General features: G+C 55.6%; 21 protein-coding genes. 13 read left to right on the top strand and 8 right to left on the bottom strand.

All coding sequences use genetic code 11. The features are described from left to right. The first annotated feature begins 31 nt into the window (after positions 1–31). From HMPREF0573_RS02785 to HMPREF0573_RS02760, 6 genes are all read left to right on the top strand, one after another. Complete coding sequence (locus HMPREF0573_RS02785) at positions 32–1486, top strand: SpaH/EbpB family LPXTG-anchored major pilin (RefSeq protein ID WP_041797907.1); 1455 nt, start codon at positions 32–34, stop codon at positions 1484–1486. Between the two features lie 24 nt (positions 1487–1510). Next, positions 1511–2458: a pilin N-terminal domain-containing protein gene (locus tag HMPREF0573_RS02780; protein ID WP_013188827.1), complete on the top strand. Its 948-nt coding sequence runs from the start codon at positions 1511–1513 to the stop codon at positions 2456–2458. Continuing rightward, the gene (locus HMPREF0573_RS02775; RefSeq protein WP_049776692.1) at positions 2427–3344 is read left to right on the top strand and encodes a class C sortase; all 918 of its coding nucleotides are present in this window, start codon (positions 2427–2429) and stop codon (positions 3342–3344) included. Before HMPREF0573_RS02780 ends, HMPREF0573_RS02775 begins: the two co-directional genes overlap by 32 nt. 190 nt (positions 3345–3534) lie before the next feature. Beyond that, on the top strand, positions 3535–4116 hold the full coding sequence (locus HMPREF0573_RS02770) for an FKBP-type peptidyl-prolyl cis-trans isomerase (RefSeq protein WP_013188825.1): 582 nt from the start codon (positions 3535–3537) through the stop codon (positions 4114–4116). An 18-nt stretch (positions 4117–4134) separates the two neighbouring features. Beyond that, complete coding sequence (gene dcd, locus HMPREF0573_RS02765; RefSeq protein ID WP_004007949.1) at positions 4135–4755, top strand: dCTP deaminase; 621 nt, start codon at positions 4135–4137, stop codon at positions 4753–4755. Positions 4756–4896: 141 nt separating this feature from the next. Further along, positions 4897–5934 carry a hypothetical protein gene (locus HMPREF0573_RS02760; protein ID WP_013188824.1) on the top strand — a complete coding sequence of 346 codons (1038 nt, stop codon included), beginning with the start codon at positions 4897–4899 and terminating at the stop codon, positions 5932–5934. Positions 5935–5963: 29 nt separating this feature from the next. Here the strand turns inward: HMPREF0573_RS02760 and HMPREF0573_RS02755 are convergent, their stop codons facing one another. The 7 genes from HMPREF0573_RS02755 to HMPREF0573_RS02730 form a co-directional block, all read right to left on the bottom strand. Continuing rightward, positions 5964–6233, bottom strand: a complete 270-nt coding sequence (locus HMPREF0573_RS02755) for a DUF4235 domain-containing protein (protein ID WP_004007952.1) — start codon at positions 6231–6233, stop codon at positions 5964–5966. A gap of 130 nt (positions 6234–6363) precedes the next feature. Further along, a complete protein-coding gene (locus HMPREF0573_RS02750) occupies positions 6364–7695 on the bottom strand; it encodes a DUF4921 family protein (RefSeq protein ID WP_013188823.1) in 1332 nt (443 codons plus the stop codon). 34 nt (positions 7696–7729) lie between these two features. Then, positions 7730–8137: an ACT domain-containing protein gene (locus HMPREF0573_RS02745; RefSeq protein ID WP_004007954.1), complete on the bottom strand. Its 408-nt coding sequence runs from the start codon at positions 8135–8137 to the stop codon at positions 7730–7732. Between the two features lie 313 nt (positions 8138–8450). After that, positions 8451–9128 (bottom strand): histidine phosphatase family protein, encoded by a 678-nt coding sequence (locus HMPREF0573_RS02740; protein ID WP_004007955.1) that lies wholly within the window; start codon positions 9126–9128, stop codon positions 8451–8453. A gap of 51 nt (positions 9129–9179) precedes the next feature. Further along, positions 9180–10007 carry an HAD family hydrolase gene (locus HMPREF0573_RS02735; protein ID WP_004007956.1) on the bottom strand — a complete coding sequence of 276 codons (828 nt, stop codon included), beginning with the start codon at positions 10005–10007 and terminating at the stop codon, positions 9180–9182. Between the two features lie 77 nt (positions 10008–10084). Further along, positions 10085–10150: a 30S ribosomal protein bS22 gene (locus HMPREF0573_RS09460; protein ID WP_438358277.1), complete on the bottom strand. Its 66-nt coding sequence runs from the start codon at positions 10148–10150 to the stop codon at positions 10085–10087. Positions 10151–10300: 150 nt separating this feature from the next. Continuing rightward, positions 10301–10531, bottom strand: coding sequence for a helix-turn-helix domain-containing protein (locus tag HMPREF0573_RS02730; RefSeq protein ID WP_004007957.1), 231 nt, complete (start codon positions 10529–10531; stop codon positions 10301–10303). Positions 10532–10835: 304 nt separating this feature from the next. On the opposite strand from HMPREF0573_RS02730, the gene HMPREF0573_RS02725 reads away from it, so the two are divergent. Both HMPREF0573_RS02725 and HMPREF0573_RS02720 read left to right on the top strand, forming a co-directional pair. Then, a complete protein-coding gene (locus tag HMPREF0573_RS02725; RefSeq protein WP_004007958.1) occupies positions 10836–12206 on the top strand; it encodes a TrkH family potassium uptake protein in 1371 nt (456 codons plus the stop codon). 22 nt (positions 12207–12228) lie between these two features. Continuing rightward, positions 12229–13404, top strand: coding sequence for a hypothetical protein (locus HMPREF0573_RS02720; RefSeq protein ID WP_013188822.1), 1176 nt, complete (start codon positions 12229–12231; stop codon positions 13402–13404). Between the two features lie 8 nt (positions 13405–13412). Here HMPREF0573_RS02720 and HMPREF0573_RS02715 read toward each other — a convergent pair whose 3' ends face one another. Further along, the gene (locus tag HMPREF0573_RS02715) at positions 13413–14075 is read right to left on the bottom strand and encodes a potassium channel family protein (protein WP_004007960.1); all 663 of its coding nucleotides are present in this window, start codon (positions 14073–14075) and stop codon (positions 13413–13415) included. Between the two features lie 295 nt (positions 14076–14370). On the opposite strand from HMPREF0573_RS02715, the gene HMPREF0573_RS02710 reads away from it, so the two are divergent. The 5 genes from HMPREF0573_RS02710 to HMPREF0573_RS02690 all read left to right on the top strand — a co-directional run bounded on the left by HMPREF0573_RS02710 (position 14371) and on the right by HMPREF0573_RS02690 (position 19365). Then, a complete protein-coding gene (locus HMPREF0573_RS02710; protein WP_231294071.1) occupies positions 14371–14661 on the top strand; it encodes a hypothetical protein in 291 nt (96 codons plus the stop codon). A 314-nt stretch (positions 14662–14975) separates the two neighbouring features. Further along, positions 14976–16850: a molecular chaperone DnaK gene (gene dnaK, locus HMPREF0573_RS02705; RefSeq protein WP_013188820.1), complete on the top strand. Its 1875-nt coding sequence runs from the start codon at positions 14976–14978 to the stop codon at positions 16848–16850. After that, positions 16847–17647, top strand: a complete 801-nt coding sequence (locus HMPREF0573_RS02700) for a nucleotide exchange factor GrpE (protein WP_004007965.1) — start codon at positions 16847–16849, stop codon at positions 17645–17647. Before dnaK ends, HMPREF0573_RS02700 begins: the two co-directional genes overlap by 4 nt. 33 nt (positions 17648–17680) lie before the next feature. Continuing rightward, the gene (locus tag HMPREF0573_RS02695; RefSeq protein WP_004007966.1) at positions 17681–18784 is read left to right on the top strand and encodes a DnaJ C-terminal domain-containing protein; all 1104 of its coding nucleotides are present in this window, start codon (positions 17681–17683) and stop codon (positions 18782–18784) included. Between the two features lie 8 nt (positions 18785–18792). Beyond that, a complete protein-coding gene (locus tag HMPREF0573_RS02690; RefSeq protein ID WP_004007967.1) occupies positions 18793–19365 on the top strand; it encodes a heat shock protein transcriptional repressor HspR in 573 nt (190 codons plus the stop codon). Positions 19366–19532: the final 167 nt, after the last annotated feature.

The following is a 19532-nucleotide window of genomic DNA, read 5'->3' as shown; positions in this document are numbered from 1 at the left end:
AACAACATATGGATATACGGGAGGGATTGACATGCGAAACGCAAAAGAAGGTGTTTCACGAATAATGGGTCTGGGGATAGCCCTGGTGTTGGCAGCCGTGTTTTCAATGCTCATATGGGTGCCGCAGGGACACGCAGACGGCACCACGGTAGATATGAACAAAACGGGGTCTATCACGGTGCACTCAGTGGAGGGTGATACCGGTGTCCCCGCTACTGGCGCGGAAGTCAACAATCTTACTAACCAAATAATTAATGGTTCGGAATTCAAGCTGACCAAGGACTCTACAGACGTCAGCACCTTAGCTGGTATGCAGGCAGCCGCTGGGGTGACAACTAAGAATTTCACCGCTGACACCCACTTTAGAGCGAAAAACTGCACCACCCAGACCAACGGCTCATGCAAATTTGAACCTTTGACCCCCGGTGTGTACAAGTTGGAACAGATCAAGGCGCCGACAGGTAAACAGACTGCCGCTCCGGCTATCGTGGTGCTACCACTGACCAATCCCACAGGCACTGGCTTCATGTATGACATTCACGTCTATCCAAAGAACGCCACCATCGGCAGCATCAAAAAAGTAAACGCCACGCCCGCCGACACCCTGCTGAAAGAGGGCGCGGAAATGACCTTTAAGATTACCGTCCCGATTCCCAAACATGACGCCGATGCAAAGAAATTCACCGCATTTACCGTTACGGATGAACCCGGTTCCGGTCTGACGGTAGCGGAAAGCGGCATTACGTCCGTAGTCCTGGGAACTGAAACCCTGACCTCAGACACTCACTACACAGTATCGAAAACGAATAATAATGTTAAGGTAACGTTTGTTGGTGACGGCTTGACTAAGCTCAGTGGGAGCACGGAAAGTGAGCTGATTGTAAATGTGAAAGGCACAGTCACTAACATCACCACTGCTAAGGTAGTTGAAAACAAGGCTGCCTACGCTTACAAACTCGCAGACGGCACGAATAACACTGGTGGGAAAGACCCCAACGGCAACGATCCCGGTTCAGAGGGTGTGGAAACTAAGGACGATGATTCCTCCCAGACCACCTTTGGATATGTACAGATTAAGAACACCGACGGAACCACCAACGCACTGACGGGTGGCAAGTTTAAGGTTGGCAAGTGTGCTGCGGATGGTAAGTCCGTGGTAGCCGGTCAGGAAGTTGCTACGGATGCCACCACAGCTGCTCAGGTTGGTCCGATTGGTCCGCTAGCTAAACTGTGCGTCGAGCAAACCACGGCACCTACTGGCTATGCCTTGAACCCCGAAGCCACTGCCATCGAATTCACCGCTGAGAAAATCAAGAGCGCTAACAATAAACCGCTGGAAGCCCTGGTTACAAACACCAGTAATAACGACTTCCTCGGGAAGCTCCCTCTGACAGGTGGTCCGGGCGTAATTGCTCTGCTGAGCGCAGGAGCAGTGTTGATGTTGGTTGCCGTAGCGCTGATGTCGCGTAAACGTCACCAGGATTAAGGCACATTTAGTCAGGAGAACGTGATGAAACTGATGGGACGGTGGCTCGCAGCTTTGGCGCTATGCCTGGTGGTTACCATAGTGAACCCCGCGGGAGCGTTAGGGGTCACGCGTGCCACCGCCCCAATTCACTCCTTCACAGGGGATGGCGACCCTGCCAGTTTATTTAACGCGCACGTTGCTGCTCCCACAGGTACCGGCACCCTGACACTCGTCCGAGAGGCAGGTAACCCCTATAACGATGAGACACCGCCCAGCGTGCAAGGAGTGGCATTCAAGGTCGCGAAAGTCACAGGAGTGACTTTGGCTACGGCTCAATCCTGGCAAGACATCAAGAGTCTCACCCCAGAAAAAGTCGCCGATAAATTAGACTCGCCGGTCACGCAGTCAACCGACTCTAACGGCAGGGCGGTCTTTGACCACCTCAGCGTGGGACTGTACTTGATTAGCCAAGAACAGGAACATGCTTCTGGAAAAATCGCGCCTTTCCTAATCACCGTACCGGTAGCGGATAAAACCCGACACTCGTGGAACTATCGACTGGTGATTACCCCGAAACCGCAACCTCGTTCCCCAACCGGTTCGACATCCGGTTCGGGAACCGGTCCATACGTTTCGGGAGAAGTCTCAAAAGATACAACGCCGACCCCCACCCCTAGTGAATCTAAATCCCCGACTCCGACAGCGGATCCAAGTCCTGGTGGCGGAAATAAAACCTATTCCGCAAATAAAGACCATAACAAACAGGAACCGCCGGTAAAATCCGTGTGGTTGCGTGCCCCGAATGGTGACCTGATTTTAGTTGCGCCCGATGGGACGATAATGGCGAGACTGCCCGCAACCGGGGTGATTGCCGTACAGGTTGGCGGAATGGCCCTGTTTCTCATAGGTGTCGGGATGTGGATTTTGCTGCGGACGAAACGCCGCCAAGAGAGCCAGGATGCTGCCAGTGTCGAGGCATTACACAAGTAAAAAATCGAATCGTCAGATTTCCCGCCTGGTGCCGCTATTGTTTGCCCTGGCGGGAATCGCCTTGTTTATGTACCCCGTAGTGGCAACACAATGGAACAACTACCGGCAAAACCAGATTACGACTTATTATGCCCGGCAAGTCCAGGAACCACAGCGTTTGGAAGCGCTGGAGGCATCCGTGGCGGCAGCTCGGCGCTACAACGAGGAAACCCCCGGCGCGCCGATTCTGGATCCCTGGCTTTCCCGCGTGTCACAAACCAATAATCCCTACCAGGAGTATTTGGAACAACTGAACGTGATGGAACAAATGGGGCAGCTAATCATTCCGAAAATTCGTGTGAATTTGCCGATTTATCACGGCACTGAACCAAAAACTCTGGAACGGGGGATTGGACATCTTTACGGCTCATCACTGCCGGTAGGAGGGGCGGGGACGCACGCCGTGTTGACCGGACACACCGGTCTGACCAACGCCACTTTGCTCGATCACCTGGAACAAATGCGAGTCGGAGACGCTTTTTATCTGAATGTGGCAGGGCTGCACATGAAATATCGTGTGGTATCCGTAGTCGTGGTGGAGCCAACCGAGATAGGAACCCTGAAAAGGCAAGACGGACGGGACTTGGTGACACTGATTACCTGTACTCCCTATGGAATTAATTCACACCGTCTGTTGGTGACAGGAGAACGCACCGCGCTGGACAAAAATGAAGAGAATGCTTTTAACAGCGGCTTTATGCTGACCTGGTCGTGGTGGATGGTGGCTGCCTTAGTTGCATCGACGCTGATGGCATTGCTGACCCTGTGGTGGTGGCGCGGCAAAGGGCGACGCCGCAAAGAAAAACACCCGCGAAAGCAGGGAATAAAGCACGCGAAAGCACGGTAATGCGATGCTCCATTCAACCGATGCGACTATTTCCCGATTGAGAATTCACCGTGACCAGGGCAGATTGACACCGCGGGGACTAATCAGCGAGAGTGTAATCAGCGAGTGTGAGCCGGGGCGCCACTCGTGGGGTAACCACGCACGGTGTGGTTTACCTGGGGTGAAAATGATTTTCCGCTAGGGTGTAACCATGACTGTGAAAATTGTTCCTAAACTGTTTCTGCTCACTGGCGCGGCGGCGTTGACCCTGAGCTTGAGCGCGTGCTCCACCCATGCCAAAGAACAGGCTGCCAGCCAAAGCCCGACCGCGTCCAACTCTGCCACCCCCACTCCTGAAGAACCCAAGTCCACCCCGGCTGCTGTCGTCGAGGGCGACCGTCCCCAGGTGGTCGGTTCGGGAGCTGATACCGCGGTAGGATTCCCCAAGGATATGCCCGCCCCGGAACAGAACACCGCGTGGGTCGTCCAGGAGGGGACAGGCGCGGTGGTCAGTGAGACTGATACCGTCACCGCTAACTATGTGGGACAAGTGTGGGGTCAGGGTAATATCTTCGATTCTTCCTTTGCCCGCGGAAAAGCCACATCGTTTAGCTTGCAGCAGGTGATTCCTGGTTGGACCAAGGGTTTGGCAGGGCAAAAGGTCGGGGCAAAAGTTATCCTCGGGATTCCTTCTGAAATGGCTTACGGTCAACAGGGGAACCCGCCCGTCATTCCGCCAAACTCGCCTTTGGCTTTTTACGTGGAAATCGTTGATTCTAAGCCTGCTTCCTAGAGACGATAGCTCAGTGCCATGTTGATTTCTGACCGTGATATACGAGCCCTAGTAGCTCAAGGCAAAGTCGTGCTGGATCCCTGGGACCCGGACGCGGTGCAGCCCGCCTCCGTGGACATTCGCCTAGATCGGTACTTTCGCCTGTTCGATAACCACAAATACGGCTTGATTGATCCCTCAAAGGAGCAAGCTGAGCTGACTCGCCTGGTGGATTCTGGCGACAAACCGCTCATCTTACATCCCGGCGAATTCGTGTTGGGTTCTACTTTTGAACACGTGACCCTGCCCGATGACATCGCGGCGCGTCTGGAAGGGAAATCCTCGCTGGGGCGGCTGGGGCTGCTGACCCACTCGACTGCGGGATTCATCGATCCGGGCTTTACCGGGCATATCACCCTGGAGCTGTCCAACACAGCGACCATGCCGATTGCGCTGTACCCAGGCATGAAAATCGGTCAGCTGTGCTTCTTCCAAATGTCCTCTCCCGCAGAGGCCCCCTATGGCTCAGGGGCGAAAGGCTCCCGCTACCAGGGGCAGCGCGGTCCGACTGCCTCGCGTTCTTACCTGAACTTCACGCAGGTAGAGGTCCCGGAAGGACGCGGGATTGTAGCTGAAGCTCATTGCGACCCAGAACTGTGAACTGCTTTTCCTCGGTCACCAGGGACGGCGCGGAAACGCTGCCAGATGCCACGACACGTCGTCGAGCCTACCCCCGCGACTGAATAGCGTCCCTGCAGCGTCACCTCGGTAACGGTCGGGCAGATTTAGGAAGGAAAAATCATGTTGTCACCTGCCAATCGCCACGATTCTTTGGATTTGTCAGCTGCGCAGCCGTTTCACTTGCTGGCGGTTGCCGATGACGTGCAGCCTGAAGAAATCGACATTCTGGCAGGGCAAATTTGGACCGAGTGTTCCCGCTTGGGACCGGGACTTTTAGAGCTCAAAAAAGAGGCATATCTGACCGGTCCTTGGGATTTGACGCCGGAAGCGATTGTGGGGTTGGGGCTGCCCAGCCGCCTGAAGTTCGCGTATTTGGCAGGCGTTCCTGCCCTGCGTGGGAAACCCGTGCCGCAGTGGTTGCAGGGGCGGGATCCCTTGTGGGACGCGTTTCGAGAAGGCGGTCCGGAAGGGCTGGAACTCGAAGTTTTGCAGGGGCTGCGGCGCATGGCACGGCGGTTGGCTGGCGCCTTGCGGTTCTCGACCGGTCCGATTATCGTCCCGGATCCAGATTCCGCGGTGAGCTTGCGTGTGCTGTCCGAAATTTGGTTGGAACCAGCGGCCTGTCTCCAGGTGGTGCAGCGAGCCTTGCCTATCGCCGCCCTGCTGATGGGAAACGAAACTGAACAGACCCAGCGCCGCTCGGGACCTAAACCCCCTCGCCTGACCACCCCCGAGGAACGCGCTAACTATGACCCCGACGGCTTGCGCTCGCGTATTCAAGCCGGGGTCAGCCCGGACGAGCGGGCGTGGCTACATGCGGAAGCAGAAGCCTATGACGAAGCTGCCATGTCTATGCCCCTGATGGTTGACGCCTACGCGATTGCCGCTGACGTAACCCAAAAATCGTCCGTTCACGTGGTGGTGCAGGGAGAAACTGCTATCCCCCCGGTCTTGGGACATGCTGAAGACGGCTGCGTGAGCTACGCCATTTCTTGGATAGCCCCAGAAATCACCATAACGGAGGAAAGCAGGCTGAAACGGACGATGCGTCTGGATCGGCTGACCGTCATTGATGCCATCGAAGCTGTCGCCAGACAACTGGCAGAAGCAACCAATGGGGTCATTATTGACGAGGACGATTTCGTCGTTACTCTCTAAGTCCGGAACCAGATGGAACGCGCCCTTGCCTAGGCGCTTTCGATGCCGATGCCGGCTTCGCTGTGCTTGTTTACCCACCACTGACTAGCGGTACGCACGGTGAAACGCTTGATAATGGCGAGCAATACCCCGGACAGGACCGCGAAAACGATGGCTTGTGCCAACCCGACTTCCACGTCATCGTCCTGCGGAGGATTAGCTCCGGTGGCCATCCTCCATCCCAATTTGACGATGTTGTCGCTGACCAGGCCCGCCAGGCCCACAGCCGCTACATTTACAACTTTTTCTCCGATGTCCACGTTTTCTCCTTAAATCCTTGTCAGGTTTACACCAAACAACAGCGTCCCCTCCATGTTATCGGGTCAAGACTCGGTTCGGTCGAGAGTACCGTCGCGGGTTTTGTCGGTGCAGTCGCGCGTGCGGGACGGGCTATTCTCCCAAGGAATCTTTCGGCAAACGGTATTCGTTGCCCAGCCGCAGCGAGGGTGCTATCAGACCTTGTTCGCGCTTTTTCTCCAATAGCGTCACCATTTCGTCGCCCAGCGTCCACGGGTCGACCGAGTTGAGGTAAATCCGGGTGGAGCCTTCGAAACCTGCCAGGGTCGAAGTGCGCTGTTTTAGCAGGATACGGAACCGCAGTGGGACATCGAGGTCAACAGGTCGGTGGTACCATTCCTCGTTGGTGGGGACGGCGGGTCCTACCGCACAGTGCAGTGCGTGTAACACGTCAGAAATCCCGTCGACCTGTTCCCGAGTGTATTCCCACGGCAACAGTGCCGGTCCCAGAGGCCAGACTGCGATGGTTTGGTAGCGGTGTCCAAAGTCAGCGAACCCTACTGCGTAGTCGTTACCCAGAATCATCATTTGTCGGTGCGTCACATAATGCAGGATTCGGCGGTAAATCGCTGGGTCTGCCGCCACACGCGCAGCTTCAGCTTCAATCTGGACCCCGTATTCATCCACGGCTACCAGCTGTTTATGCAGGTGGTCAAAGGATGCTCCGGCTGGTCGCAACCAATTTTGGAAAGCGGTGACGTATTTCACGGCAGGATTCAATTTGTACAGGTCTTGCAGGGTGGCGATGGTGTAGCCGATGTAGGCACGGTGTTCAGCCACGCTCAAAGTCCCTGCCGAAGCGTTTTGATCCGCCCTGGTCGCCCCGTCCACGTAGTGACGCCGTGCCACGATTACATCGTGTCCCCCGGCGAACAGGCCGGTGGCGTACTGCAGCAAAGCGTCATCGGGGATAGTTTCCAGGTGGTCCTCACCGGACGCCTCCAGGCGCATTTTCACTACGTGCAAGACGTGATCATATCCCGCTGCGGAAGCCAGGTAATCTGCCATGCGCCGGTTTTGGGCCTCAGTGGGGTAGTGGTTGTGGTTTTCGTGCCAATAATCATAGGAAACAATCTCAAAAAGGTTGGGAATACGCCGAAACTCCGCGACCATGTCTTGCATGGAGGCGGCGGGCAGGCCCTCGATTTTGTGGAACTTTGCGTCCAAACCTTTGACCAGCCGGGATTTTTCCGGCGGGGTGTCAAAGTAGCGGTCCGTGCAAAAGGCGCAGGTGTTGGTGAAGTCGGAGGGCTGCAGCAGCGGTGCCGGTTCCGTGACTACTTCGCGATGGAAGTGGGGGCGATTCCCGCGACTTGTCACTGTCCATACTTGGGTTCCGGTCAGGGGATTGCGCTGTTTGATGGTGCCGTCTGCCATTCGGTCCATCGGGTCGGGGGTCAGCTGGAGAGGGTTCTTATCCTTCATGATGAACAGTAATCCTTTGGGGTTGGACCTCGACTCACATATCGAGCCAGGCTTTCGCTTGGCCGGACACATCTTCGAGTACGGCTTTGGCATCATTCGCCAGTTTGGAAGGCACAAAAATATGGGTGTGATAGATTCCGGAAAAAATGTTTGCCGGGATGGAACGGGAGGACAACACTTGGGCAATCCCAGAATTTAATCCGACCACGTCCAGGGAACCGGGCGCTGACAAGGTGATAATCGTGTAGGGGTCGGCAGTGCTCAGACCGGCACGAGCAGCTTCTTCCAAAGTCACCCCGATGGTAATGCCTTCCGGTTCACGGATTAACGCCACCGGTTCCACGTCTGGAGGTAGCTGGGTAACACTGGCAAACACGTACTCCACCCCGATGCGGGGGTTAATCTGAGCCAGCATTTGTTCGTATGTGGCGTTCTCGCTCATAAAATCCTATTCAATCGTTTCTCGGGGTCTTTCCCGGTGACGTAACCTTTTCATTCTAACCGTCCTGGGGCACTATTGTCCGGAGCCTCGGGAACAGTATGTCAGTTAGTGAAAAGGAAGTCGTGTGTCCCCTGGAGAATTGGTGCGAAACAGACTAATAGTTATTAAAATATTTAACTAATTTCTGAGGGTGGCAAGTCACTATGGAGAGCCTCCGGAGGGGCGCATACTATCAGTCGTGTCACGTCCAATTTAAGCCCGGCTGAGTCGCTGGTTTTGCCGGGCGCAAGCGTTGCTAAATCCCCCTCGCGAGTCAACGACCAGTGTTGACCGCGGCGCTGGAACGCCCCGGTGTCACATCCCTAGCCTCAGCCACCAGCGATTCCGCTGGTGAAGCGTACTCCATGCCAATCAAAGTGGCATTATCGAAATAAAACGAGGTCACGGAGGCCAGGGCGCACTCGCGTTTCCGCGGATCGTGAACCAAAGATTTGCCCTCCACAAAACGTCGCAGCGTCCAAATCGGCAGCTGGTGAGAAACCACCAAAGATTCCCTACCGGGGGGAGTCAAGGCCCTCGCGTGAGCCACCGCGCGAAACATCCGCTGAACGATGTCCCGGTAATGCTCCCCCCAAGACGGCAACCAAGGTGCCACGTACAGCGGCCAGTATTGCGGGTGCGCCAAAGTCAGCGAGGAACGGTGAATCTTTTGACCGCGCAATTTATTGCCCGCTTCGGTCAGACGCGAATCGAGGTGAACAGGCAGCTGGAAAATTTCGGCCGCGGGCGCGGCGCTTTCCTGGGCGCGCTGCAGAGGAGAGGACATAATCATGGCAATATCGCGGTTTTCCGCTGCCAGCCAGCGAGCTGTTAGCGTCGTCATTTCCCGCCCGCGCTCGGTCAGCCCAAAGCCGTCGAGCCGTTCGTAGAGCACCCCTTCCGGATTATCAACTTCGCCGTGTCGCATCAGGTGGACGGTGGTCAGAGCCATGGTTCCTCTCTTCAGGGTTGATGGTCAGTGGTGGTGATGGGTGTGGGACAGTTATCGGCGACGGGGAAACCGGGAACGCCAAATCCGTCCGGGGACGTGTAGAATCCGGCGAATCACGTATCTCCAGAGGACTCGCAGCGTCCACAGGAAACCTATCGTGATGGCGGGCAGGTAGCGGCTGCGCACCTTGATGGCAATATCCAGACGGCGGTGCGCGAAATCATAAATCGGCCAGTGGCGACGTTTGGCAATCCGGCGCAACTTTGGTTCGGGATTGACCACACAAGGGTGTCCGACCAGGTTAAAGAGCTTTTCGTCAGACATGGAATCGGAATAGGCATAGCACTGTTTCAGGTCGTAGTCGTGTTCCCAAGACAGTTCCAGCACCGCTTTGGCTTTCATGGTGCCGTGCATCAGAGACTGCGGCATCTTTCCGGTGTAGCGTCCCCGCTCATCGACTTCCACCACCGTGCCCAGAGCCCCGGTCAACCCCAAACGATGCGCCATAGATTGCGCAATTTCCCTTGGGGTAGCGGAAACCAGCCAGACATCGTGCCCGGCATCGAGGTGCTTTTGAATGATCTTTAATGCTCCTGGAAACAAGCGTTCCTGCAGGAAACGGTCATAGAGTTCCTCACCGACCAGCACCAAATCCGATTCCAGTTTGCCTTCGATAATCTGCAGGGACCGTTTTTTTACCTGCTCCACGCGATGGATGCTTTCTCCGAAAATGACGTAAAGCAGGGCTTGGCGAGCCGCAAAAACAAAGAAATCCAGCCCAAAGTAGCCGCGGGAATACAAATCCCGTGCCAGATACCAGGTCGAGGCACCACGGATTAAGGTGCCGTCGACATCAAAGAAAGCTGCGATTTTCGCCACGTATTAATCTTACTGAAGTGTTTTTTGAGACGCTCAAAAACGTGCGCGGGCTCGGAAAAATCCGAGCCCGCCGACGTCTACTTCTTATTACGACGCTGATGACGCGTCTTCCGAAGCAACTTGCGATGCTTCTTTTTCGCCATCCGCTTGCGACGCTTCTTAATGACGGAACCCACGCCGACCTCCTAAAATAACTGCTGCCACCGAACACGCGGCAAATAACCACACAAGTTTACCTTTTTCAGACACCCTAGCCAAAATGAGGGAACCTGCGCGCGCGACGACACCCCAAACTATTGCGCGACGGCTTCGTCGTCGTTGCCAATCATCCAGTTGTCTAGGTTTGACGCAGAGAGCTCCTCGACAGCTTTCAACGGTACTCGAAACGAACGCTTGACACGAACAGCGGGAAGATCGCCAGCATGAACCATACGATAAACGGTCATCTTCGAGACCCTCAACAAGTCCGCAACTTCCGCTACGGTGAGGAACCGTGGTGCCTGGCTCTGAGTCATTCCCGTCATCCTAAATTTGCCTAGACGCGCGACCGGAGCCACTTTAGTCTCACACTCAACACGCGCTACATACAAAAATATATCGGTAATTTACCTAAAAGTGTTAGTTCTTCACCCCCGATTTTCTCTAAACCTCCGATTTTTGCCGAAATTCCTCGCTTTTGACGGACGGGTATTCCAGTTTTGGTCTGGCAAAGGGTAACGTTGTAACCGAGTTTTCCGCACGGGGGCTTCTCAGGGCTCCGTTGGGACAGCGAAAGCTTACCCGAAAAATCAACCGGAAAATCCCTGTCAGGAAAAGGAACGGGCGAACTTGAAGTTTTTTGCGAACCTGCGCGAAAAAAGCGGGAAGTGGTTTGATGAACTGGCCCGCCGCGCCCCCGCTCGCCTGACGCTCGCGGTGTTCCTCTCTATCATTGTCGTCCAAACTGTTCTCCTGTCCCTGCCGATTGCTACTCGCGATCCAGGTCATGCTCGCTTTATTGATGCGCTGTTTACCAGTACTTCCGCAGTGTGTGTGACCGGTTTGACGGTGGTGCCTACCGATACCTACTGGTCGCCGTTTGGGCTAGTAGTCATCATGCTCGGCGTGGAAATCGGGGGACTTGGTGTCATGACCCTAGCATCTATGCTGTCCTTGGCAGTATCGCGCCATATCGGTCTGACTGCTCGCATCTTGGCTGCCGGGGAAAAGAAATCTTCCCTCGGAGAAGTCGGCTCGCTGGGAAAAATGGCGCTGCTGGTGTCAGTTTCGGTCGAATCAGTCATTGCCCTGATGCTTTTCCCGGAGTTTATCCGGCAAGATTACGGCATCGGCTTGTCAGCTTGGTATGCCTTGTTCATGGCGGTCAGCGTGTTTAACAATGCTGGTTTCGTCATCGTGCCGGGCGGGGTGGAACAGTTCGTGGCTGATTTCGGCATTATTGGTCCCATGTGCCTGGGAGTTTTCATCGGCGCTATCGGTTTCCCGGTTTCCCTCGATTTGGCACGCAATTGGCGGCGGCCTAAACACTTGAGTTTGCACTCGAAACTGACCATCACGACCTACCTAGCGCTGTCGGTAGTGGGCGGCGGAATCAACGGGATTATCGAGTGGGATAATCCGCGAACTTTGGGGGCTTTGGATTTGCCGGGGAAGCTCCTGGCAGCTTTATTGGGGGCGTTTAACGCCAGGTCACTGGGGGTTTCCACGATTGATGTGGGTTCTATGCACGAGGCGTCTTGGTTCGTTTCTTCCATCATGATGTTTATCGGGGGTGGTTCGGCGTCCACCGCCGGGGGTATCAAGGTCACGACTTTCGCGGTGATGGTCCTGGCAATCGTGGCAGAAGTGCGTGGTAATCGTGACATTGAAGCGTTCGGGAGGCGTATTGGCCCGTCAACGGTGCGCCTAGCGGTGGCAGTTGTCGCGATGAGCGCCCTGGTCATAGGGTTGTCTACCGCCACGTTGTTGCTGTTGACGAATTTGCCGTTGTCAGAAGCTCTTTTTGAGGTCAATAGTGCGTTCGGGACTGTCGGTCTGTCTACCGGCGTCACCGGTTCCCTCCCGGATTCAGGAAAAATTTTGCTGTCCCTGCTGATGTTTACCGGTCGGGTGGGAACCATGACCTTCGGGGCTGCCCTCGCCATGCGGAACCGCCGTCGGGTGATACGATTTCCTGAAGAAGCCCCCAGTATCGGATAGGCATGCAGCGGGAGTAAAAACAATGGCGATGACGAATTGGGCGTTCCCCAGTCTGGAGACGAAGCCGGGGGCGTGGCGTCGCTACTGGGTGGTGCTGGTGGCTTTCCCGGACCTGTTTCGGGAAGTTTTTGCAGATTCGACCCTGGAGGCCTTTTGCCTGGGAATGGTAGATGACCCTTTGAGTCGGAAGTTGTTTGTCTCGTATATGCGCTCCCATGCCCGCAAGGAACGTCATGCTCTCAAGGCTTTGCAAAACGGCACTGATGTGCGTGATATTCCTGGTGCCACCCCGGTAATTCAGCAGTTTAAAACTCGCTTTGAGGAGCTTCGCCGCGAGAACGTTCAGGGGGTTTCAGAACAGAAACTGCCCCTGCTGGTGGAGCGGCTATCTACGGCTGCGTGTGATTACACGTTTTGTGAAAATCTGCAACCGCGAATTGCGGATCGGGTCATCGGTCCGAGTGGTCGAAAAATCGCGGATGCCTTAGCGCAGCAATGGCTGGATTATCCCCAATTAAAGTACCTAAACCAGCGTTTTCACCCGCGGGCGCAACACCTGAGGTTTGATTCTCTGGATGCCGTGACTTTCCGTCAGCCCTCCGTCCCCAGCGCTGTGCAGCGGACTGCTGGACAGTTGCCGCGTTATGTGGAAGCTCATGGGGGGACGAATCCGCAAACTTTCCCTTATATATCGAGTTTCATTGGCCCGGTGCCGCCCATCCCCGATCCAACTTCCGGTTTGCGCTTCCCACAAGCGCCGTTGCGGCAGTTTGCCTGTACACGCGACCTGTTTGATCCGACGTGGGCTGGCAGTCCGGAACAAGCGCGGGAGCTGCCTTTCCGTTTTGAGGAGATTCCTCCGCTCAGCTTTGACCGGGTCTATCAAGTGAATACCCTGCAAGACTGGCGTGAACTGGTTAGGCGCTATCCGCTAGAGTTTACCAACCCGGATGTGCGGCAAGAATTCCAACGCTTGAGCGGTAAAGACGCACTCTTTCTGGGGGTTGATTGGGACCGAGTCCGTCGCGACTATGACGTGGTGTTTTTCGGTTTCAGAGCAGTTTTGGATGGCGCCGATGTGGGCGTGGACCTCGAAGCGAGTGAATTGGGTGAAGTGGCGCAATCCTGCACGGGAACCCGTCTCACTGCACTTATGTATCGAGTGGTGCCGGGCTCGACTTATTGGTTGAATCTCTAAGCTTTCACTCAGGGGCGATTAGCAAAATCTTCGAGCAGCTTTCCGTCTCCTGACACGATAATCAGGTCATTAGCTGCCACCACGGTGTCAGGTCCGGCGTATTCAAAGTGCTGTCCGGGTGAGATAACACCTAGGATGTTGACCCCGTAGCGACGGCGCACATCGGATTCCAACAGGGTGAATCCTTGAATTTCTGCCGGGGGGCGCATCTTAACGATCGAGAAGCCTTCGCGGTCCATCTCTACGTAGTCCAGCATTCTGCCGTCAACCAGGTGCGCGGTGCGCCTTCCGGCATCAAATTCTGGGTAAATGACATGGTGGGCGCCAATACGACGCAGGATTTTGCCCTGTTCTCGACTGATGGCTTTGGCCCAAATCTGTTCCATCCCCAAGTCGACCAAGTTAGCGGTAATCAGCACCGATGCTTCCAGAGCGCCCACACCCACCACGGTGGATGAAAAATCTTTGGCACCCAACTGTTCCATCGCGTCCAGCCGGGTTGCGTCGGCTTCTACCACGGGAAAGAGCGGGGAAAAACGCTCGACTTGTGCCGGGTCATTTTCAACAGCCAGAATTTCGCGGTCCAAAGAATTCAGCGTCATCGCGACCGCGGATCCGAAACGACCCAAGCCGATTACCAATGTTCCTGAGGACTTTTCCTTTTCAGCCACCCTCAAAGTTTACCTGTTTCATGCCTTGTGGTTGGCTTTCTGGCGGGATTGTGGCGGTTTTCGAGGGATTTTTGACATCGCGCGGCTGCGGCGGGGAATCACCCCAAAACAATCTTTTGTCCTGACAAATACCCCTTTTGAACACTAAATGCCAGCTCAAACCCAACTCTGGACGAAAAAATCTGGAAAGAACCTAATGAAGTCGAAAACCAACCGATAGTTACGGTTGTCGCCAAGGTCACCGGCAACGGTGTCTTGGGGTCAGAGATTATGGCAATCCAAGGATGGGATGAAAATGAGTGAGCAACTCGGTGGCACAGATAAGCTGCAGACGCCTCAGATGTTTGCAGTGGCGGTGGCTTCCACGGCTGGTCGCAGTGCCTACGATAATGTTCCTGCTTTTCCCAAGATTGTCGCCCCCAGCAATGTGAATCGGGCAGACGCCAATGCGCGGGCGTTTAACTCCGGAACGTTGGCTGACGCGGTAAACAGGCTGGTAGGGCTCCCTCCCTTTAATGTTCCTGCTTCGGGTATTGTGGGGATTCTTAGTTCTCGCACGGTGGCTAACCAGGGTTTCGTCGCCTAGCGAGGCGGGGTCGGGTCAGATTCTTTTTTCTTCATGATGTTCTCCTTTCGGGGCAAGGCGTCCGGGTTACTTTCCGGGCGCTTTGCCCTTTCTGGGTTTGATTTCACGAGTCCGCTGCGCCAGTTTTCGTTTTGGTTTTCTTTTTCGGGAATAAATCCGCGCCTAGATAAGTTGAGTTAGATAGACTCAAGTTTTACAGCCTCGGGTAGACAAGGAAAATTGCCTGAGATAAACTTGAGTCGTTAGAACTCAAGATTGCTGTTCTTGGGTTTGAAATTTAAAGAATACGAACACACAAAAAGGGGAGAAACACAATGGCAAAAGCAGTAGGCATCGACTTGGGAACCACAAACTCGGCTCTGGCAGTTTTGGAAGGTGGTGAACCTACGATTATCGCTAACGCGGAGGGAATGCGTACCACACCTTCCGTGGTGGCGTTCTCAAAGACAGGCGAAGTCTTGGTAGGTGAAGTTGCCAAGCGCCAGGCGGTCACGAACGTGGACCGCACCATTTCATCGGTAAAGCGCCACATGGGCACCGACTGGAAGATTGACATCGACGACAAGCAATACACTCCGCAGGAAATCTCGGCTCGCATCCTGGGCAAACTCAAGCAGGACGCCGAAGCCTACCTGGGTGAAAGCGTGGAATCTGCCGTCATTACAGTTCCGGCATATTTCAACGATTCGCAGCGTACCGCGACTCAGGAAGCTGGCAAGATTGCGGGCTTGAAGGTACTGCGTATCATCAACGAGCCGACCGCTGCGGCGCTGGCTTACGGGCTGGAAAAAGGTAAAGAGGACGAGCTGATTCTGGTCTTTGACCTGGGCGGCGGTACGTTCGACGTGTCCCTGCTGGAAGTTGGTAAGGACGACGACGGATTTTCCACCATTCAGGTGCGCGCCACCAATGGCGACAACAAACTGGGCGGTGACGACTGGGATCAGCGCATCGTTGATTGGTTGGTTGACCAGGTAAAGACGAAGGACGGCGTGGATTTGTCCAAGGACAAAATCGCACTGCAGCGTCTGCGCGATGCTGCTGAGCAGGCCAAGAAGGAACTGTCCAGCGCAATGAGCACGAACATTAACCTGCAGTACCTGTCCATGAGCGAAAATGGACCGATTCACCTGGACGAGAAGCTCACGCGCGCAAAGTTTGAAGAAATGACCGCAGACCTGCTCAACCGCTGCAAGACTCCGTTCAACGCGGTTATCAAGGACGCCGGCATTAAACTCAGCGAAATTGACCACGTGGTGTTGGTCGGTGGTTCCACCCGGATGCCTGCCGTAACCGAGCTGGTCAAGGAGCTGACTGGCGGTCGCGAGCCGAATAAGGGCGTGAATCCCGATGAGGTCGTGGCAGTGGGGGCAGCTCTCCAGGCGGGCGTCATTGAAGGCGACCGCAAGGACGTTCTGCTCATTGACGTGACCCCTTTGAGCTTGGGTATTGAAACCAAGGGTGGCATTATGACCCCGCTGATTGAGCGCAACACGGCTATCCCGACGAAGCACTCCGAGGTCTTTTCGACCGCCGAGGACAATCAGCCTTCCGTGCTGATTCAGGTCTACCAAGGGGAACGTCAGTTCGCTCGCGACAACAAGCCGCTGGGCACTTTCGAACTGACCGGAATCGCTCCTGCGCCACGCGGACTGCCGCAAATCGAAGTCACTTTTGACATCGACGCTAACGGTATCGTGCACGTTTCGGCAAAGGACCGCGGCACTGGTCAGGAGCAGTCCATGACCATCACCGGCGGATCTTCCCTTCCGAAGGACGAAATTGACCGCATGATTAAGGAAGCCGAGGCGCACTCTGCGGAAGACAAGCAGCGTCGTGACGAAGCTGAGGTGCGTAATGGTGCTGAACAGGCCGTTTACCGTATCGAGAAACTGCTGAAGGACAACGCTGAAAAGCTGCCTGAGGACGTGGTGGCTCCGGTGAAGGAATCTTTGGAACACCTTAAGAAGGCTAACGAAGGTGAAGACATCGAAGCTATCAAGACTGCGATGAGCGAACTGGAGGAAAAGGCCCAAGCCATTGGACAGGCTCTGTACGCCCACGCGCAGGAAAACGAGTCGGCGCCGGCGGACGGTGCTGCTGCGGAACCTAACACCGCCTCCACCGATGATGACGACGTTATCGACGCCGAAGTCATTGATGAAGACGATGAGGGTGATAACAAGTGAGCGAGGACAAACTCAGTCAAGAGGCCCGCAAGGCGTACGCCGAAGCTCAGAAAGAATTCGATGAAGCCGCTGCCCATGAAGCCGAAAAGGCCAGCGCGACACAGAATTCCGCAGAGACTGAGGTCAAAGCCAAGTCTGGCTCCAAGAACGGCAAAAATGCCGACTCCGCGGCGGAGCATTCCTCACACAGCCATGTTTCCCCCGGTGACTCTGCTGGTCACGAAAACGGGGGCGCGGCTCAGGCGGGTGGACAGCCCGCCGCGGATGAAGCGGATGAGCTGACCGGCGAGTTGGCTCATGCCCAAGAGGACCGTATCGCGACGCTAAACCAAGACCTCGATCGCGCCAAGGATGACTTGGCGCGGGCGCGGGCGGATTTGTATAACCTCCAACAGGAGTACAGCAACTACGCCAAACGCACCAAGGCGGAAATCCCCCAGCAGCAAGAAGCGGGGGTCGCCTCGGTGGTTGATGCCCTGATGGGAGTGTTGGACGACATTGATTTGGCTCGTCAGCACGGAGACTTGGAGGGTCCGTTTGGCGCGGTGGCTACCAAATTGGAGTCCACTTTGCAGACGCGGTTTAAAGTCAAGCGTTACGGAAAGGTCGGCGACACCTTCGATCCGAATCTGCACCAGGCCATTCAAATGGCTCCGGGTGCAGATGACGGTGGCGAACATATCATCGACGCGGTGGCGCAGCCGGGCTACCTGATGGGAGAACGGGTTCTGCGCGCTGCCATGGTGGTGGTGGGAGTTGAGAAAAGTCCCTCTGCCGACCAAACTTCAGAGGCATGAATCGTGAATCAAGAAATGGAAAGGGGGTAAGCGATGGGCACCAATGATTGGATTGATAAGGATTATTACGCCGTCCTGGGAGTCTCAAAGGACGTGACGGATAAAGACCTGAAAAAGGCCTATCGCAAGTTAGCGCGTCAGTATCACCCGGACCAGAATCCCGGCGATAAAGCGGCTGAGGAAAAGTTTAAAGAGATTGGCGAGGCTTACTCGGTTCTCTCCGATTCCGAACAGCGTCAGAAGTACGATGCCTTGCGAGCGATGGTCTCTGGCGGTCCTCGGTTTCAGGCTGGGGGGTCCCGCCACGGTTCTGCCTCCGATTTTGAGGACGTGTTTTCGGCAATGTTCTCTGGCGGTTACGGCGCTGGTGGTAGCACTTACGGTGGTGCCGGTCCGGATTTGAGCGACATCCTCAACACTTTTACCCGCTATGCGGATAGTGCGGATGGAGCTGGTCCGGGTGCATCTTACGCCGGATTTGGACCAGGCTTTTCGGGTCGTTTTCCGGGAGGAGCCCGACCCACGGCTGACCCAGGTTACGGTGCCGGAGCATCCACCGCGGGGGCGCGCAAGTTCGCGTTCCGTGCCCAAGACGGTGCTGACCTCACGGCTTCCACGAAACTGACCTTTAAACAGGCGTATAACGGCGCCACCATTCGGCTCAAGCTGCACGGTGAAGTCATTAGCGTGCGGATTCCTCCGGGGGTTCGGGACGGGCAAAAGATTCGCCTGAAGGGTAAGGGTAAGCCAGGCATAAACGGTGGCGAACCGGGCAACCTGGTGGTGACCTGCAGTGTTTCTCCGCACCCCTTCCTGCAGTTGGATGGGAAGGATTTGCTGTTCACTCTGCCCATTACTTTTGCGGAAGCCGTCAACGGGGCACTTATTGAAGTACCGCTGCCGGATGGTTCGACCGTGAAAGTTAATGTACCGAGCGGTACACAATCTGGTGAGGAGATTCGGATTCCCGGATACGGCTTGCACACCAAGAAAGGACGCGGGAACTTGCGCTTAACCGTGCAGGTAGCCGTCCCGCAGAAGCTCTCGCGGGCTGCCAAGAAAGCCGTTGATGATTTCGCGGCGGCAACCAGCAGCGCTAATCCGCGCGCCGAGTTAGATCGGAAGGTTGCGCTTTAGGAGATGTCATGAGCCTAATCGATGAGATGAATGCGGCCCTGGCGCTGTTGTGTTCCAACAATCGGCGGCTGGTGGAGACCATTCTGACCAAAGAATTCGGAGGGGCTCACGGCACTGCCGGGCTCAGCGAGGTCGAAGCCCAACAGGTGTGGGTGAAGCCCCGGTTTCGGGTATCTCAGGCCGCCGAAATGATGAGCATCCACCCCCAGACCCTGCGTCAATATGATCGGCTGGGTCTGGTGGTGCCGCGACGCACCGGTGGGGGTGGACGGCGCTATTCGCTGCGGGATTTGGCGCGACTACACCAGGTTCAGAGTTTGTCCCAGGGAGAGGGCGTGAACTTAGAGGGCATTCGGCGCATCATGGATTTGCAGCGCCGCGTGGATGAACTCGAAGCAGAAAACGCGGCGCTCTCCCTGGCGGCAAACCGGCAAAATCGGGTCTTTGCCGCCTCCTCCAGCGGTGAAGTTACGAAACTTAATCGCGGGCAGCGACCCGAAAAGACACAATCAATAGGCTTCCCCCTTGGGGCATCTTCTCAGTCGAGCGCCCTGGTGGTGTGGGGTCAAGAAATCCCGTGAGCACTCTAAATCACAGCAACTGAAACCGGGTAGTTCTGTTTCCCAGGAATTACTGTCTGGTGCTGAATTGTTTCCAAATTACGCAAAGGGTGAAAATCGGTTTTTACCCTTGTGTCGCGGAATACGCCGCCCGCAAATACTGTTTATCTAAGTGCCGAAAAGGCGAA

It is taken from the genome of Mobiluncus curtisii ATCC 43063, assembly GCF_000196535.1.
Lineage (GTDB): Bacteria > Actinomycetota > Actinomycetes > Actinomycetales > Actinomycetaceae > Mobiluncus > Mobiluncus curtisii.
Note: the sequence above shows the minus strand (reverse complement) of the source record. Positions and strands in the feature narration are given on the sequence as shown.

Coding starts and splice junctions, on each gene's coding strand:
- HMPREF0573_RS02785 (WP_041797907.1), top strand. CDS start 32: ATGCGAAACGCAAAAGAAGGTGTTTCACGAATAATGGGTCTGGGGATA.
- HMPREF0573_RS02780 (WP_013188827.1), top strand. CDS start 1,511: ATGAAACTGATGGGACGGTGGCTCGCAGCTTTGGCGCTATGCCTGGTG.
- HMPREF0573_RS02775 (WP_049776692.1), top strand. CDS start 2,427: ATGCTGCCAGTGTCGAGGCATTACACAAGTAAAAAATCGAATCGTCAG.
- HMPREF0573_RS02770 (WP_013188825.1), top strand. CDS start 3,535: ATGACTGTGAAAATTGTTCCTAAACTGTTTCTGCTCACTGGCGCGGCG.
- dcd (WP_004007949.1), top strand. CDS start 4,135: ATGTTGATTTCTGACCGTGATATACGAGCCCTAGTAGCTCAAGGCAAA.
- HMPREF0573_RS02760 (WP_013188824.1), top strand. CDS start 4,897: ATGTTGTCACCTGCCAATCGCCACGATTCTTTGGATTTGTCAGCTGCG.
- HMPREF0573_RS02750 (WP_013188823.1), bottom strand. CDS start 7,695: ATGAAGGATAAGAACCCTCTCCAGCTGACCCCCGACCCGATGGACCGA.
- HMPREF0573_RS02745 (WP_004007954.1), bottom strand. CDS start 8,137: ATGAGCGAGAACGCCACATACGAACAAATGCTGGCTCAGATTAACCCC.
- HMPREF0573_RS02740 (WP_004007955.1), bottom strand. CDS start 9,128: ATGGCTCTGACCACCGTCCACCTGATGCGACACGGCGAAGTTGATAAT.
- HMPREF0573_RS02730 (WP_004007957.1), bottom strand. CDS start 10,531: ATGACGGGAATGACTCAGAGCCAGGCACCACGGTTCCTCACCGTAGCG.
- HMPREF0573_RS02720 (WP_013188822.1), top strand. CDS start 12,229: ATGGCGATGACGAATTGGGCGTTCCCCAGTCTGGAGACGAAGCCGGGG.
- HMPREF0573_RS02710 (WP_231294071.1), top strand. CDS start 14,371: ATGAGTGAGCAACTCGGTGGCACAGATAAGCTGCAGACGCCTCAGATG.
- dnaK (WP_013188820.1), top strand. CDS start 14,976: ATGGCAAAAGCAGTAGGCATCGACTTGGGAACCACAAACTCGGCTCTG.
- HMPREF0573_RS02695 (WP_004007966.1), top strand. CDS start 17,681: ATGGGCACCAATGATTGGATTGATAAGGATTATTACGCCGTCCTGGGA.
- HMPREF0573_RS02690 (WP_004007967.1), top strand. CDS start 18,793: ATGAGCCTAATCGATGAGATGAATGCGGCCCTGGCGCTGTTGTGTTCC.